This is a genomic window from Streptococcus sp. 29887, from assembly GCF_032595075.1.
Taxonomy (GTDB): Bacteria; Bacillota; Bacilli; order Lactobacillales; family Streptococcaceae; genus Streptococcus; species Streptococcus iners.
On sequence record NZ_CP118735.1, the window covers coordinates 115,957 to 131,610 of the forward strand.

The 15,654-nt window shown below is 43.1% G+C and carries 16 protein-coding genes; 13 read left to right on the forward strand and 3 right to left on the reverse strand.

Features of this window, described 5'->3' with window-relative positions; all coding sequences use genetic code 11:
* Positions 1 to 23: 23 nt before the first annotated feature.
* Positions 24 to 1,280 (forward strand): bifunctional folylpolyglutamate synthase/dihydrofolate synthase, encoded by a 1,257-nt coding sequence (locus tag PW252_RS00735; protein WP_248049594.1) that lies wholly within the window; start codon positions 24 to 26, stop codon positions 1,278 to 1,280.
* Positions 1,281 to 1,324: 44 nt separating this feature from the next.
* Here PW252_RS00735 and pepA read toward each other — a convergent pair whose 3' ends face one another.
* Positions 1,325 to 2,386, reverse strand: coding sequence for a glutamyl aminopeptidase (gene pepA / locus PW252_RS00740; RefSeq protein WP_248049595.1), 1,062 nt, complete (start codon positions 2,384 to 2,386; stop codon positions 1,325 to 1,327).
* A 146-nt stretch (positions 2,387 to 2,532) separates the two neighbouring features.
* Here pepA and PW252_RS00745 point away from each other — a divergent pair, with 146 nt between their 5' ends.
* The 4 genes from PW252_RS00745 to ytpR are packed head-to-tail and all read left to right on the forward strand — an operon-like array spanning position 2,533 to position 4,776.
* Positions 2,533 to 2,817, forward strand: a complete 285-nt coding sequence (locus PW252_RS00745) for a DUF4651 domain-containing protein (RefSeq protein WP_044753388.1) — start codon at positions 2,533 to 2,535, stop codon at positions 2,815 to 2,817.
* Positions 2,814 to 3,134, forward strand: coding sequence for a thioredoxin family protein (locus tag PW252_RS00750; protein ID WP_248049596.1), 321 nt, complete (start codon positions 2,814 to 2,816; stop codon positions 3,132 to 3,134). Before PW252_RS00745 ends, PW252_RS00750 begins: the two co-directional genes overlap by 4 nt.
* 43 nt (positions 3,135 to 3,177) lie before the next feature.
* Positions 3,178 to 4,134, forward strand: a complete 957-nt coding sequence (locus PW252_RS00755; protein ID WP_248049597.1) for a DUF1002 domain-containing protein — start codon at positions 3,178 to 3,180, stop codon at positions 4,132 to 4,134.
* A gap of 18 nt (positions 4,135 to 4,152) precedes the next feature.
* Positions 4,153 to 4,776, forward strand: a complete 624-nt coding sequence (ytpR, locus tag PW252_RS00760) for a YtpR family tRNA-binding protein (RefSeq protein WP_248049598.1) — start codon at positions 4,153 to 4,155, stop codon at positions 4,774 to 4,776.
* A gap of 32 nt (positions 4,777 to 4,808) precedes the next feature.
* Here ytpR and PW252_RS00765 read toward each other — a convergent pair whose 3' ends face one another.
* On the reverse strand, positions 4,809 to 5,588 hold the full coding sequence (locus PW252_RS00765) for a DUF2785 domain-containing protein (protein ID WP_248049600.1): 780 nt from the start codon (positions 5,586 to 5,588) through the stop codon (positions 4,809 to 4,811).
* A 54-nt stretch (positions 5,589 to 5,642) separates the two neighbouring features.
* Between PW252_RS00765 and PW252_RS00770 the strand changes: the two genes are divergently transcribed.
* From PW252_RS00770 to fusA, 6 genes are all read left to right on the forward strand, one after another.
* Entirely contained in the window at positions 5,643 to 6,038 is a 396-nt protein-coding gene (locus PW252_RS00770) for a single-stranded DNA-binding protein (RefSeq protein ID WP_248049601.1), read from the forward strand.
* 241 nt (positions 6,039 to 6,279) lie between these two features.
* Positions 6,280 to 6,561 carry a co-chaperone GroES gene (gene groES / locus PW252_RS00775; protein WP_014637330.1) on the forward strand — a complete coding sequence of 94 codons (282 nt, stop codon included), beginning with the start codon at positions 6,280 to 6,282 and terminating at the stop codon, positions 6,559 to 6,561.
* Between the two features lie 91 nt (positions 6,562 to 6,652).
* On the forward strand, positions 6,653 to 8,275 hold the full coding sequence (gene groL, locus PW252_RS00780) for a chaperonin GroEL (RefSeq protein ID WP_099832326.1): 1,623 nt from the start codon (positions 6,653 to 6,655) through the stop codon (positions 8,273 to 8,275).
* Between the two features lie 230 nt (positions 8,276 to 8,505).
* Positions 8,506 to 8,919, forward strand: a complete 414-nt coding sequence (gene rpsL / locus PW252_RS00785; RefSeq protein ID WP_002940030.1) for a 30S ribosomal protein S12 — start codon at positions 8,506 to 8,508, stop codon at positions 8,917 to 8,919.
* Between the two features lie 16 nt (positions 8,920 to 8,935).
* Positions 8,936 to 9,406 (forward strand): 30S ribosomal protein S7, encoded by a 471-nt coding sequence (gene rpsG / locus PW252_RS00790; RefSeq protein WP_002940031.1) that lies wholly within the window; start codon positions 8,936 to 8,938, stop codon positions 9,404 to 9,406.
* A gap of 211 nt (positions 9,407 to 9,617) precedes the next feature.
* Positions 9,618 to 11,699: an elongation factor G gene (gene fusA / locus PW252_RS00795; protein ID WP_105114182.1), complete on the forward strand. Its 2,082-nt coding sequence runs from the start codon at positions 9,618 to 9,620 to the stop codon at positions 11,697 to 11,699.
* Between the two features lie 231 nt (positions 11,700 to 11,930).
* Here fusA and PW252_RS00800 read toward each other — a convergent pair whose 3' ends face one another.
* Positions 11,931 to 13,094, reverse strand: coding sequence for a glycerophosphodiester phosphodiesterase family protein (locus tag PW252_RS00800; protein ID WP_248049603.1), 1,164 nt, complete (start codon positions 13,092 to 13,094; stop codon positions 11,931 to 11,933).
* 271 nt (positions 13,095 to 13,365) lie between these two features.
* On the opposite strand from PW252_RS00800, the gene gap reads away from it, so the two are divergent.
* Together gap and PW252_RS00810 are read left to right on the forward strand one after the other, a co-directional pair.
* On the forward strand, positions 13,366 to 14,376 hold the full coding sequence (gene gap / locus PW252_RS00805) for a type I glyceraldehyde-3-phosphate dehydrogenase (protein WP_029176999.1): 1,011 nt from the start codon (positions 13,366 to 13,368) through the stop codon (positions 14,374 to 14,376).
* 152 nt (positions 14,377 to 14,528) lie between these two features.
* A complete protein-coding gene (locus PW252_RS00810; protein WP_248049605.1) occupies positions 14,529 to 15,650 on the forward strand; it encodes a hypothetical protein in 1,122 nt (373 codons plus the stop codon).
* Positions 15,651 to 15,654: the final 4 nt, after the last annotated feature.

The following is a 15,654-nucleotide window of genomic DNA, read 5'->3' on the forward strand; positions in this document are numbered from 1 at the left end:
TTGCTTTTTGTAGAGAGGAAATAATGAATTATTTAGAAATGAGGCAGTGGTTGTCTAGTCGCCCGGCCTCTGATTTAGAACATGGGGTTGCGCGTGTCAAATGGCTATTGGAAGTCTTGGACAATCCCCAACTTCAAGTGCCGACCATTCACTTCGTAGGCACAAATGGCAAGGGCTCGACCCTCAATGCCCTGCAGTCTATCTTACAGACTTCTGGCTACACGGTTGGTCGTTTTACATCACCGTCTATCATTGATTTTCGAGAGCAGATTGTCTACCAGCAGGAGATGATCGCGGAGGAAGATTTTGCAAGGATTGTGACAGACTTGCAGCCTTTGATTGAGGACTTGGACCAGACGGCTGGACTGGATGCCATCTCGGAGTTTGAGATTGTAGTAGTGGCTATGTTTGTCTACTTTGCCCACTACCAGCGCCCCGACATTCTTTTGGTGGAGGCGGGCATGGGCGGTTTGCAGGATGCGACCAATGTCCTTAATCCTCTAGCGGTGGTTTGCCCGTCTATCGGCTTGGACCATCAGGCTTTTTTGGGAGAGACCCACGCTGCTATAGCCCGTCACAAGGTTGCCGTCTTGCGTGAGAGGGTTCCTCTCATTTATGCGACCGATTTGCCAGAAGTGGAGGCAGTTTTTGAGGAGCAGGCTCGTCAGCTTCAGAGTCCGACCTATGCGGTGGGGCGAGAGATTCTTTTGGACAATAGCAGAGCAGGCTTTGCAGTTTCAAGCCTTCTCGGCCGAGTAGAAGATTTAAGGTTGCTTATGCAGGGCCGTCACCAAGAGGTCAACGCAGCCTTGGCAGTAACAACCGCTCAGCTCATTAAACCTCATTTTCCAACAATTACCAATGAAACCATCTGCCAGGGCTTGTCCCAAGCCATCTGGCCAGGCCGCTTAGAATTGATGGAACCAACGCTTATGATTGACGGAGCCCACAATAATGAAAGTATCGCCGTCCTGACCCAGCTCTTGGAAGAAAAGTATGCGGACAGGGATATTGAAATCCTCTTTGCGGCCATCAATACCAAGCCAGTGGACCAGATGTTGTCCCAGCTTAGCCAATTTGGTCCTGTTAGCGTGACGACCTTTGATGATTTCCGTGCGGTACAGCTGAATGATTATCCGTCAGGTTATGAACGAGTTCAGACCTATCAGGAGTGGTTGGAGCGGGCGGACTTGGACAATCTCGAAAAATTTTACCTTGTTACAGGCTCGCTTTATTTCATTACCCATGTGAGGAAGTACATTTTAGAAGAGCTTATATAGAAAAAAGGCTTTGCCGGGCATTCTACCTAGCAAAGTCTTTTGTTTTAATAGTTTTTAATCAAATCAACCGTTGAGCGGTCTAGCTTTTTAACGATAGCTTGCAAGAAGGCTTGGGCCTCTAAGAAGTCATCCATGCTGTAGAGAGTTTGATGTGAATGGATGTAGCGAGCGCAGACACCGATAGTTGTTGATGGAACACCATGATTTTTCAAGTGGGCTGCACCAGCATCTGTTCCACCTTTACCACAGTAGTATTGGAATTTGACACCAGCCTCCTCAGCAGTCGTCAAGAGGAAGTCTTTCATGTTTTTCAACAAGATATGACCTGGATCGTAGAAACGAAGCAGAGTACCGTCACCAATTTTTCCTTGGTCGCCATAAATATCTCCAGCTGGCGAGCAATCAACAGCAAGGAAAATGTCTGGATTGAACTTGGTTGTAGAGGCATGAGCTCCACGTAGGCCAACTTCTTCTTGCACATTTGCCCCAGCAATCAACTGATTTGGTAATGCTTGACCGGATAGGCTTTCCAGCAATTCAGTCACCATAAGGACACCGAAGCGGTTGTCCCAAGCCTTAGAAATGACATTTTTTCCGTTGGCTGTTAGAATTGTTTCGTTTTTGGGAACCAGGACATCCCCCGGACGAACACCGAAAGCCCAGGCTTCGTCATAATTGGCAAAACCAGCATCGAAAATAATATCAGCAATGGCAGGCATGCCAGGAGCGTTAGCTCCCCGTGAAAGGTGAGGTGGTACTGAGCCTGAGATGGCTGGAATGGTACGACCGTCCTGCAACTGAAGAGTGAAAGCCTGGCTAGAAACAACCAGAGGATTCCAGCCACCTAATTCAACAACACGGAAAGTACCGTCAGGCTTGATTTGGCTAATCATAAAGCCAACCTCATCCATGTGGGCGGCCACTAGGATACGAGGAGCGTTTTCAACAGCTGTATCCTTGATGCCAAAAATTCCACCTAGTTCATCTGTATCGATGCGGTCCACATGTGGCGTGATTTTTTGGCGGATATGGTTGCGGACTTGTCCTTCAAATCCAGGTAAGCTTTGCAATTCTGTTACTTCTTTGATTTTTCCAAAAAGAGTCATTCTTCTTCCTCCATGACATGATTACTACTATTTTATCACGAACAGTTAGACTTGTCCTACTATTATGTCAAAAGGATATTCTCAGCTGTCACAAGTCCAATGGCATTTTTGGGAAAAATCCGGAGAAATATGATAAAATAGTCAACATGAAAAAGAAAAAGACAGCCTTGCTAGCAGGCTTATTGGGGGCAGGTGTGCTCACCGCTAGTGCTCAATTTTACCGTAAAATCCAAGAAGACCGTAAAAAAGCACAGGCCTTGCAGGAGGTGCGTGACTTTTTCACTGATTTAGGAGAGATTGCCACGGTCTATGTGGATGAAACAGCCTCAACTCGTGACCAGCTTATTGGCGGGGTTGTGATGGAGGCAGGACAGGTGTTTTTATTTGAAAATACCCAAGGTTCTATTCAGTACAGGGAGGAAGAAAGATGATTTTTCCAACAAATTTTAAAGAAGTGGCGGCCTTGGTTGAAGATGGCAAGCCAACTGTTTTTCTATTTGTGACGACTTGGTGTGGAGACTGCCACTATATCAAACCACATTTGCCAGCTATCGAAGAGGCTTTTCCGGATTTCCGTTTTGTGCAACTGGATCGAGATGACTTTATGCCTCTAGCACAAGAATGGGCTATTTTAGGCATTCCAAGTCTAGTTGTTTTGGAAAATGGGAAGGAAATCGGTCGTTTTGTCGATAAGAATCGCAAGACCAAGGAAGAAATCATGAACTTCTTATCTGGACTGGGTAGATAAATTAGTAGAGAAGCTCTGCTATTCCCAAAAGAAAGGAAAAAACATGAAGAAATCACTAGGAAAAATCCTTTTAGCACCTGTGGTGCTGGGATTGAGTTTAAGTTTGGCACCGCTGGTTCAAGCGGAAATCCAGACGGATGTCATCAATGAAAAATGGGGCAAGCCAACACTGGTCTACGGTGGCGGTTTGTCAGATGCGCAGGCGACAGAGGTTAACAATCTATTTGGTATTTCGGCTGTCAATAATGTTAGTCGTCAGGTTGTTGTCGGTGCCGATATGGATCAGTTTTTAGGTACATCTGGAGCGGACACAGCCTCCCTCTATTCATCTGTCTTGGTGCAAAAGCAGGACGCTGGCAAAGGGGTTGTGGTGGATATTAAGACGCCACAGAACATCACCTTGATTACCGAAACGCAGTATGCCAATGCGGCTATTACAGCTGGTGCGACAGATGTCTTGATTGACGTTGCGGCACCCATTCAGGTGACGGGGGAGTCCGCTCTGACAGGTGTTTACAAGGCTCTTGCAGCCAATGGTGAAACAGTTGATCCGGCTCGAACTGAAGTAGCTCAACAAGAATTAACAACTGTTAATGAAGTAGCGACAGCCCATGCTGGTGATGAACAATTTGACAGCTCTGCCTTGGATAAGGCAGTAGCAGAAATCAAGACAGCTCTTGCAGATTACAAGCAATCCAATGGTCAGGTGGCTTCTGAGGCTGACATCAACACCATCATCAATGATGTTTTGGCCCAAAATGGTTTGGAAAATGTCATCACAGCAGATGAAATTTCTAAGCTAGTCACATTTGCCAAAGCTTATCAGGAAACCTCTGCTATTGATTCGGCTGAGGTTGCTGCCCAGCTCAACCAGTTCAAGCAACAGGCGGAGCAACAAATTTCAGAAGCCTATAAGAATCTACAAGATTCAGGGATTTTAGAAAAAATCGGTGCCTTCTTTGAAAATCTATGGAAGGGCCTGACCGGTCTATTTGCATAAAGGAGAAATGAAAAAGAAATGATTTTTACATATAATAAGGAACAGGTCGGCGATGTTCTGATGGTGATTGTGGCTGAAGACAAGGGTCAGGCTGTTCAATTTGAACGCAAGGGCAAGGTAGCACGTGTCTTCTTAGCGGAAACGGGTCAAACAGTCGCTTGGAATATCTTTGAAGCATCAAGTTTGGTTGAGCTTGCTGGAAATGGTCAGGTTTTCATGACAGACGAGCAAGTTGCGACCTTGAATGCTGAATTGGCTAAGGAAGGTTTTACTGAAAGCTTGGTCAACGACAATAGTCCGAAATTCGTTGTTGGTCAGATTGTGGAACTGGTTCCGCATCCAGACAGTGACCACCTCAATATTTGCCAGGTCAATGTTGGTGACAAAACAGTGCAAATCGTGGCTGGTGCCCCAAATGCTGCCCAAGGATTGAAAACTATTGTGGCTCTTCCGGGAGCAATGATGCCGAGCGGTAGCCTGATTTTCCCAGGGAAGTTGCGTGGTGAAGATAGCTTTGGTATGATGTGTAGCCCACGTGAATTGGCATTACCAAACGCACCACAAGTCCGTGGCATTATCGAATTGGACGACTCCGCAGTAGTCGGAGAAGCACTTGATCCAGCTAAACACTGGAAGGGATAGAAAAAGAAGAATTGGTCAGGTGGCCAATTCTTTTATGCTGGTTCAATTTTTCCTTCAATAGCCTGTCCGATTTCTTCGGTCAAGGCCTGTTGTGATTTGAGTTGGAAATAAAGACTGGACAGGAAATGTTGAAGATTGAGCCACCGGAAGTAGTCTACTGGTTCTTGATTTGGAAAGTCCAGCTTGCTAATCCATCTTGTCAGCTCTTGGCTGGTTACTTTTTCATTCAGTAGTAAATATACAGGAATTTGTGCCAGACGGATTTCCTCGCCAGCTGAGAAAACTTTACTTTGTCTGGTTAGACAAGTGACAATAGTTTGCCAGACTTCTTTGCTTTTTTCAGTGGGAAATTGATCATGACAGCTTACGGCCAGAAGAAAATCTGCTCCGTGGGCAGCGGTATGGATCCAACCGAGTTTTTCATCGTAGCCAGACCAGTCATTTTCAATCGCCAAATAATCCAAGGCCTGCTGGAAGAGTAGCTCACGGTCGTTAGTGCTTAAAAATGCATGATAAATAGACTCTGGCTCATTATCGACAGACAGCAACAGATAGTAAAGTAAGCAAGTAAAACTTCGCTTTAGTGTGGAACTTTCTAGGGAAAGAGGATTGGTTTCTTGAGAGAATTGTAGCAGCGACTGTGCTTGCTCCCTTGTGACCAAGCCCTCCAAAAAGATGTGGCAAAAACTAGCATAAACCAGTTCGTCGCGTATAGCAGGATCAGGATGACCGATGTTTTCCAGCAACCAAGCCAGTTCGGCATTGGTATATGGTTGGGAGGTCTGTATCTTTTCCATCAAAAATTCTTTCATAATTTTCGCTCCTTTTCTAATCCTTCTACGAATAAATAAGTAGGAGGATATAATATGTATAATAAAACAATTTTAATCGGTCGCTTGACGGCCCAACCTGAACTCACTCAAACACCTAACGGGAAAAACTTGACTCGTGTGACCGTCGCGGTCAACCGCCGTTTTAAGACGGAAAATGGTGAACGTGATGCAGACTTTTTGAATGTTATTTTCTGGGGCAAACTGGCGGAAACACTTGTTTCCTATGGTAGCAAGGGCAGTCTGATTTCTGTTGACGGTGAGTTGCGGACCCGTAAATATGAAAAAGACGGCAGCAATCACTATGTGACTGAAATCTTGGGCAATACTTTCCAGTTACTCGAAAGCCGTGCCCAACGGGCCATGCGAGAAACTAATGCTGTCGATGACCTAGCTGACTTAGTTCTGGAAGAGGAGGAATTACCGTTTTAATATCGGTCCCAAGACCGATGGAGAATGTTGAAAAGTAGGCTATACTATAGTCAATCCTAAATATTTTTCATATCTCCTTAAAAACACCGACAAAAGTTGGTGTTTTTTGTATGTCCGCCTGGAGACGGATTTTGTCAGATGTGGTAAAAAAATCTTGACTATTTTTGACCAAGTGATACAATAGGAAATGTGAGTTAGCACTCGCAAACATAGAGTGCTAAAAATACCAGGAGGTAATACCATGTTGAAACCATTGGGCGATCGTATCGTCGTAAAAATTGAAGAAAAAGAACAAACAGTTGGTGGTTTTGTCCTTGCAGGTGCAAGCCAAGAAAAGACAAAAGAAGCAAGTGTCCTAGCGATTGGACAAGGGATTCGTACCTTGAACGGAGATCTGGTTGCTCCTGCTGTGGCAGTTGGTGACACAGTGTTGATTGATGCTCATGCAGGCTTGGAAGTCAAAGACGGTGACCAGACCGTTCACATCATTCGTGAAGCTGATATTTTAGCAATCGTTGAATAAGAAACTTATAGAAAAGGATTTGAACCCGCTTGTGGAATTGTAAGAAATGTGAAATAGGATTTTTTATTGATTTAGGCGGGAGGGTATAATTATGGCAAAAGAAATTAAATTTGCAGCAGATGCACGCGAGAGCATGGTCCGTGGTGTTGATATTTTGGCTGATACAGTCAAAGTAACCTTGGGTCCAAAAGGTCGCAATGTTGTCTTGGAAAAGGCTTATGGCTCACCACTCATTACAAATGATGGTGTAACCATTGCCAAAGAAATTGAATTGGAAGACCATTTTGAAAATATGGGTGCTAAGTTGGTATCCGAAGTGGCATCAAAAACCAATGACATTGCTGGTGACGGTACAACAACTGCCACTGTTTTGACTCAGGCTATTGTTCGTGAAGGATTGAAAAACGTAACTGCAGGTGCCAATCCAATCGGTATCCGTCGTGGGATTGAAGCAGCAGTTGCGACTGCGGTTGAAGCCTTGAAAGCACAAGCAAGCCCAGTATCCAATAAAGCTGAAATTGCTCAGGTAGCAGCCGTGTCTTCACGTTCTGAAAAAGTTGGTGAGTACATTTCAGAAGCTATGGAGCGCGTGGGAACAGACGGTGTTATCACCATTGAAGAATCTCGCGGTATGGAAACAGAATTGGATGTAGTTGAAGGTATGCAATTCGACCGTGGTTACCTCTCACAATACATGGTAACAGATAATGAGAAAATGGTGGCAGAACTTGAAAATCCATTCATCTTGATTACAGATAAGAAAATTTCTCATATCCAAGACATTTTGCCACTCTTGGAAAGCATCCTTCAGACCAGTCGTCCTCTCTTGATTATTGCTGACGATGTAGATGGCGAGGCTCTTCCTACCCTTGTTCTCAACAAGATTCGTGGTACATTCAATGTTGTTGCAGTCAAAGCTCCAGGTTTTGGTGACCGTCGTAAAGCCATGTTGGAAGATATCGCTATCTTGACAGGTGGTACAGTCATTACAGAAGACCTTGGTTTGGACTTGAAAGATGCGACCATTGAAGCACTTGGTCAAGCTGCCAAGGTTGTGGTTGACAAGGATGGTACAACCATTGTTGAAGGTGCTGGAAATCCAGAAGCCATTGCCAACCGTGTCGCCGTTATCAAGTCACAAATTGAGGGAACAACTTCAGAATTTGACCGTGAAAAATTGCAAGAGCGTTTGGCTAAATTGTCAGGCGGTGTTGCAGTCATCAAAGTTGGTGCCGCTACTGAGACTGAGTTGAAAGAAATGAAACTCCGTATCGAAGATGCCCTTAACGCAACACGTGCCGCAGTTGAAGAAGGAATCGTTGCCGGTGGTGGTACAGCCCTTGTCAATGTTATCGATAGCGTAGCGAAATTGGAGTTGACAGGCGACGATGAAACAGGACGCAATATTGTCCTGCGTGCCTTGGAAGAACCAGTTCGTCAGATTGCCTATAACGCAGGCTATGAAGGTTCAGTTATCATTGACAAGTTGAAGAATTCAGAACTTGGCACTGGTTTTAACGCAGCGACAGGTGAGTGGGTCAACATGATGGATGCAGGTATCATTGACCCTGTTAAAGTAACACGTTCTGCCCTTCAAAATGCGGCTTCCGTAGCCAGCTTGATTTTGACAACTGAAGCAGTCGTTGCCAACAAACCAGAACCAGCCGCTCCAGCTATGCCACAAGGTATGGATGGAATGGGTATGGGTTATTAGAAAATACAGAAATGACACAGCAGCTTGGCTGTGTTTTTTTCTTGAAAATTTCAAACATATCTATTTGACAATGGTTTTGGGATGTGGTACTATATTAGACGGTACTTTTTACTTTTGGTCTCTCAAGAGTGTACAGGGACGTGCTGACAAATGTTGCAAAAGTACACACAGATAGGGGTTGTCACCAATGCCCTATCACCAAAAATAAAAATATATACAGGAGAATGTAGATGCCTACAATTAACCAGTTGGTACGTAAACCACGTAAGTCTAAAGTAGAAAAATCTAAATCACCAGCTTTGAACGTTGGTTACAACAGCCGTAAAAAAGTTCAAACAAATGTTTCATCACCACAAAAACGCGGTGTTGCAACTCGTGTCGGAACAATGACACCTAAAAAACCTAACTCAGCCCTTCGTAAATTCGCTCGTGTACGTTTGAGCAACCTTATCGAAGTTACTGCTTACATCCCAGGTATCGGCCACAACTTGCAAGAGCACAGCGTTGTTCTTCTTCGTGGTGGACGTGTAAAAGACCTTCCAGGGGTACGTTACCATATCGTTCGTGGTGCACTTGATACTGCAGGTGTTAACGATCGTAAGCAAGGCCGTTCTAAATACGGTACTAAACGTCCAAAAGGCTAAGAAAGGGGAAATATAAATGAGTCGTAAAAATCAAGCGCCTAAGCGTGAAGTATTGCCAGATCCATTGTATAACTCAAAATTGGTAACTCGTTTGATCAACCGTGTTATGTTGGACGGTAAACGTGGTACTGCTGCATCAATCGTTTACGGTGCCTTTGATCAAATCAAAGAAGCAACTGGTAACGATGCACTTGAAGTATTTGAAACAGCAATGGAAAACATCATGCCTGTACTTGAAGTACGTGCACGTCGTGTCGGTGGTTCTAACTACCAAGTCCCAGTTGAAGTTCGTCCAGAGCGTCGTACAACACTTGGTCTTCGTTGGTTGGTAACAATCGCTCGTAACCGTGGTGAGCACACTATGATCGATCGCCTTGCGAAAGAAATCATGGATGCAGCAAACAACACTGGTGCAGCTGTTAAGAAACGTGAAGACACTCACAAAATGGCAGAAGCAAACCGCGCATTCGCACACTTCCGCTGGTAAGATAGGATGTGAGGACGTTAAGTCGGTTCTACATAAATCAATTATGATTATGGTACAAACTTCTCGTTCAATCATCACAAATCGGATTGAGGCTTGCCTCATCCACTTCACACCATTAGTAAGAAATCAAGCGGGTGGGACTTGCCCACTCGCTTTTCTTAAAATATGGTATAATAAAGTATAAAACTAAAATTATAGGAGAACAAACCTCATGGCACGCGAATTTTCATTAGAAAAAACTCGTAATATCGGTATCATGGCGCACGTTGACGCGGGTAAAACAACGACAACTGAGCGTATTCTTTACTACACTGGTAAAATCCACAAAATCGGTGAAACTCACGAAGGTGCATCACAAATGGACTGGATGGAGCAAGAGCAAGAGCGTGGTATCACAATCACATCTGCTGCAACAACAGCTCAATGGAACAACCACCGTGTAAACATCATCGACACACCAGGACACGTGGACTTCACAATCGAAGTACAACGTTCACTTCGCGTTCTTGATGGTGCGGTTACCGTTCTTGACTCACAATCAGGTGTTGAGCCACAAACTGAAACAGTTTGGCGTCAAGCAACTGAATACGGTGTTCCACGTATCGTATTTGCTAACAAAATGGATAAAATCGGTGCGGACTTCCTTTACTCAGTAAGCACACTTCACGATCGTCTTCAAGCAAATGCACACCCAATCCAATTGCCAATCGGTTCTGAAGATGAGTTCCGTGGTATCATCGACTTGATCAAGATGAAAGCTGAAATCTATACGAACGACCTTGGTACAGATATTCTTGAAGAAGATATCCCAGCTGAATACCTTGAGCAAGCTCAAGAATATCGTGAAAAATTGGTTGAAGCAGTTGCTGAAACTGATGAAGAATTGATGATGAAATACCTTGAAGGTGAAGAAATCACTAACGAAGAATTGAAAGCTGGTATCCGTAAAGCGACTATCAACGTTGAATTCTTCCCAGTATTGTGTGGTTCAGCCTTCAAGAATAAAGGTGTTCAATTGATGCTTGACGCGGTTATTGACTACCTTCCAAGCCCAGTTGATATCCCTGCTATCAAAGGTATCAACCCAGATACAGATGCTGAAGAAGAGCGTCATGCTTCTGATGAAGAGCCATTTGCAGCTCTTGCCTTCAAGATCATGACTGACCCATTCGTAGGTCGTTTGACATTCTTCCGTGTCTACTCAGGTGTCCTTAACAGCGGTTCATACGTAATGAACACTTCTAAAGGTAAACGTGAGCGTATCGGACGTATCCTTCAAATGCACGCAAACAGCCGTCAAGAAATTGAAACTGTTTACGCTGGTGACATCGCCGCTGCGGTTGGTTTGAAAGATACTACAACTGGTGACTCATTGACAGATGAAAAAGCAAAAGTAATCCTTGAGTCAATCCACGTTCCAGAACCAGTTATCCAATTGATGGTTGAGCCTAAGTCTAAAGCTGACCAAGACAAGATGGGTATCGCCCTTTCTAAATTGGCTGAAGAAGATCCAACATTCCGCGTTGAAACAAACGTTGAAACTGGTGAAACAGTTATCTCTGGTATGGGTGAGTTGCACTTGGATGTCCTTGTTGACCGTATGCGTCGTGAATTCAAGGTTGAAGCAAACGTAGGTGCTCCTCAAGTATCATATCGTGAAACATTCCGTGCTTCTACTCAAGCTCGTGGTTTCTTCAAACGCCAGTCTGGTGGTAAAGGTCAATTCGGTGACGTTTGGATTGAATTTACACCAAACGAAGAAGGTAAAGGTTTCGAGTTCGAGAACGCTATCGTCGGTGGTGTGGTTCCACGTGAATTCATCCCAGCGGTTGAAAAAGGTCTCGTAGAATCTATGGCGAACGGTGTTCTTGCTGGTTACCCAATCGTTGACGTTAAAGCGAAGCTTTACGATGGTTCATACCACGATGTCGACTCATCTGAAACAGCCTTCAAAGTGGCAGCATCTCTTGCCCTTAAAGAAGCAGCTAAATCAGCTCAACCAACTATCCTTGAGCCAATGATGCTTGTAACCATCACTGCACCAGAAGACAATCTTGGTGACGTTATGGGTCACGTTACTGCACGTCGTGGTCGCGTTGACGGTATGGAAGCTCGTGGTAACACACAAATCGTTCGTGCTTATGTGCCACTTGCTGAAATGTTCGGTTACGCAACTGTTCTTCGTTCAGCAACACAAGGTCGCGGTACTTTCATGATGGTATTTGACCACTACGAAGATGTACCAAAATCTGTACAAGATGAAATCATCAAGAAAAACGGCGGCAACGCTTAATTGATTGCTCAAGCCTGCTCGAAAGAGCGGGCTTTTTTCATACCTTCTATCTCTCTTTCGTCAAGAACAAAATGAAAACCACCAGTTAAACTGGTGGCTGCCAAGGTGTTGTAGTTCACTAAAAATCACCTCCAACAGTCTAGGGCTGAACTGTGGTACGTGGAAGTCGGACAAACCAAGTGGAAAGCAAATAATCAAGTTGACGTTTTCCCATCCCTATTAGATATAAAATCATTGTTCTTGGATGGGGAATATTTTAAAATATTGTAATTGTTCTTGATACAGTTTTGTGTATTTGTTGGCTTGTGAAAGGCTAGATAATACTGTTTGTGTACGAGTTGGGTAGTCGGTGATGATACCATCTACTTCTATGGTGTCTGCTTGTTGCACTCCCTCAGGAGTATTGACAGTCCATACGTAGAAAGATTTTCCCGATTTGCGAATATAATTAAGTAACTCATCAGTGAGTTGATCCAAGGGGACACTATAGCCAGTCAGATTAGGTAATTCAATTTCCGGAGGTGCGCTCATCAATAAGTAGGTTTCAAATTTTGGAGCATACTTTAGAATAGCGTTTATGAAATGAGGGTCAGCAGACTGAAGTTGATGCCCCTCATTTTCAAAGCTTGCTTGGTATTTCTTCATAAAATTGTCTACCATTTGGGAACTATCTTGTGCAGAAGTTTTAAAATCAATTAAGAGTTTCTGATTTTGTGCCCTAGCTTCAGTTAGAATTTGGTCAAAACTTGCAATTTTGGCAGAGTAGCCAGTCGCATCTGTTATGATGGTTTCTGTTAGGTTTGCCAAAGTAAGATCATGGGGACGATAGTCTACACCAGCCCAATTGATTAAACTTGCATCGTGAAAAGCAATAAACTCTAGGTCAGCTGTTTCCCAAAGGTCGATTTCGATGTAGTCTGGCTGGCTCTTACTTGCTAATTGCAGTGCTTCAACGGTATTTTCAATAGCGTGGTGGTCGTTTAAAGCGCGATGAGAAATAATGAGTGGCGCTTTGGGGGTATGAAAGGCGGCTTCGTATCGGGCTAATAAGAAGACCGGCACAACTGGAAGGAAGATGAAAAGGAGAGAAGAGGGCTTCCACCAAGTAAATTTTTCGTTAAAGAGTATTTTCCACCAGAACCACAAGGTAAGTGTGAGCGCAAGGACTAAACTACTGTAAAGAAAAGCGAAAAATAGGCTATAGCTCATTTGCACATGACTGGGGAAAATAGTAGAGATGACTGGCTGGATAGATATGCTGATTGTATTTAATACATACCATAATCCTAAACTGAATAAAGGAGTGAGAATGCTGAGGCTGGCTTTTTGAAATTTAGACCGATGTTTTCTTTTGGATAAGTGTTTCTGGCGGATTTTTGAGTATTTTGTCGGCATAGGAGTAATAACTTTCTAAAACATTACTTATGATTGTATCAAATTTTATAGGTTTTATCCAATTGCATCAGTAAGTTTTCAGAAATTCCATGCAGTTCCGACAATATTAACAATGAAACTATATGAAATTCTTGCTTTTTTATTGAATAAGTTATATAATAAAAACGTTGAAAAGATGCTTGTAGGCTTACAAGTTAATATTTTCACAAAAGGATTAAAAGGCTTGCCTTTTAAAATAAAGAACTCGATTTTCATAAGGAGGAAATCATTCATGGTAGTTAAAGTTGGTATTAACGGTTTCGGACGTATCGGTCGTCTTGCTTTCCGTCGTATCCAAAACGTAGAAGGTGTTGAAGTTACTCGTATCAATGACCTTACAGACCCAGTAATGCTTGCACACTTGTTGAAATACGACACAACTCAAGGTCGTTTCGACGGTACTGTTGAAGTTAAAGACGGTGGTTTCGAAGTTAACGGTAAATTCGTTAAAGTTTCTGCTGAGCGTGAGCCAGGAAAAATTGACTGGGCTGCTGACGGCGTAGAAATCGTTCTTGAAGCAACTGGTTTCTTCACTTCAAAAACTGCTGCTGAGCAACACATCCACGAAAATGGTGCTAAGAAAGTTGTTATCACTGCTCCTGGCGGTAACGATGTTAAGACTATCGTTTTCAACACTAACCACGATATCCTTGATGGTACTGAAACAGTTATCTCAGGTGCTTCATGTACTACAAACTGTTTGGCACCAATGGCTAAAGCTCTTCACGATGCATTTGGCGTTCAAAAAGGTTTGATGACTACAATCCACGGTTACACTGGTGACCAAATGGTTCTTGACGGACCACACCGTGGTGGTGACCTTCGTCGTGCTCGTGCTGCTGCTGCGAACATCGTTCCTAACTCAACTGGTGCTGCTAAAGCTATCGGCTTGGTAATCCCAGAATTGAACGGTAAACTTGACGGTGCTGCACAACGTGTTCCAGTTCCAACAGGTTCTGTAACTGAATTGGTTGCAACTCTTAACAAGAAAGTTACTGCTGAAGAAGTAAACGCTGCTATGAAAGCTGCTGCTACTGAATCATACGGCTATACTGAAGACCAAATCGTTTCTTCAGATATCGTAGGTATCTCATTCGGTTCATTGTTCGATGCAACTCAAACTAAAGTTCTTGACGTTGATGGTGAGCAATTGGTTAAAGTTGTTTCATGGTACGACAACGAAATGTCTTACACTGCACAACTTGTTCGTACTCTTGAGTACTTCGCAAAAATCGCTAAATAATCCTTAGTGAAAATCAAAGAGGCTTCGGCCTCTTTTTTTTACACAAAAACATATATAACTATGTTCTTTGTGCAGAAAAGCTTGTTATACTATGCATAACAAGTATTGACTTACCAGTCAATACTTAACCTAATAGTAACACGGAGAAAGTTATGAAAAAATTTTTTAAACTACATTCCAAGTCGGTTCGTTTTATTTTGTTACTTGTTGCAGCATTGGCTTGTTTGTCATTTGCCTATTCACAATATGAAAATTATCGGTTAACTCCACGTATCAGTGAGGAAGTGAAAAATGCTCCCTTAAAGATTGATACTAGTTCAGTAGTGTTAGAAGATGGTAAGTCCTATCGACTACCGAGAAACATTGCTAATTTAGTAGGTGTTTATAAAGGGCTTGAGAATGGGCATGAAGTTCAAGTAAGAGTTAATCCTGACGGTACCTATGAAATAATTAGTAAGGGGGAGCGACTTACTGAAACATATTTGGATAAGAATGGAGAGCTTCGCTATAAGCAGGAAGAAACGGTTGGATTAGAAATAGGTATTCTTGTAGAGGAGCATGGTTATGTTCGATTTTATCGGTATAAAGATACTATAGATGATGATACGCTGACGGGGCTAGAGATATTATCAAATGGCTTATATATAGATAGTGATGGTAAAGTTGATCTTTTAAAATCCATGTTCCAGAAGCTTCGGAGAGAAGCGGTTTTCCGCCATAATGAATATGTTCCGCAAGATGTGTTGACGATTGATGAAACAAATGCAGTGTTTACTCCTAATTTTTTACTGTTTGACAAGGAGAAACTGGTTAGCTATTCCCATTATCATGCACATAGTTTTAGAGATGGTCCCTTTAAGACAAGTTATACTCCAAAATCTGAATTCACAAAATCCAAAGATGTTTATGACATTTGGGAACAACCGATTGAGAAATGGGCAATTGAGGAAGTCTTGATAGAGGAAGTCACCTTATCCGACTTTTTACAAATGTATGGCTCGAGTATTCGGAAAACAGCTAAGGGGCTGTGGCAGATTGCTAATAATAAAGTTACTGATCCGACAGATGCAGAGTTGGAGAGCTACATAAAAGAAAACGGTCGAGCATTAACGGATGAGGAACTGGCTCATATCAAGAAGAAGTACGGAGTGGAGTTTGATGTTTCGTTTGGTATTGAGAATAAGGGATATTTTACGACCATAAATGTTTTCGGCTGGTCTGAGGATACTGGTTTTGACGAATTTGGGCTCCTGAAGGAGAATGGGAGGTTTTAGGAAA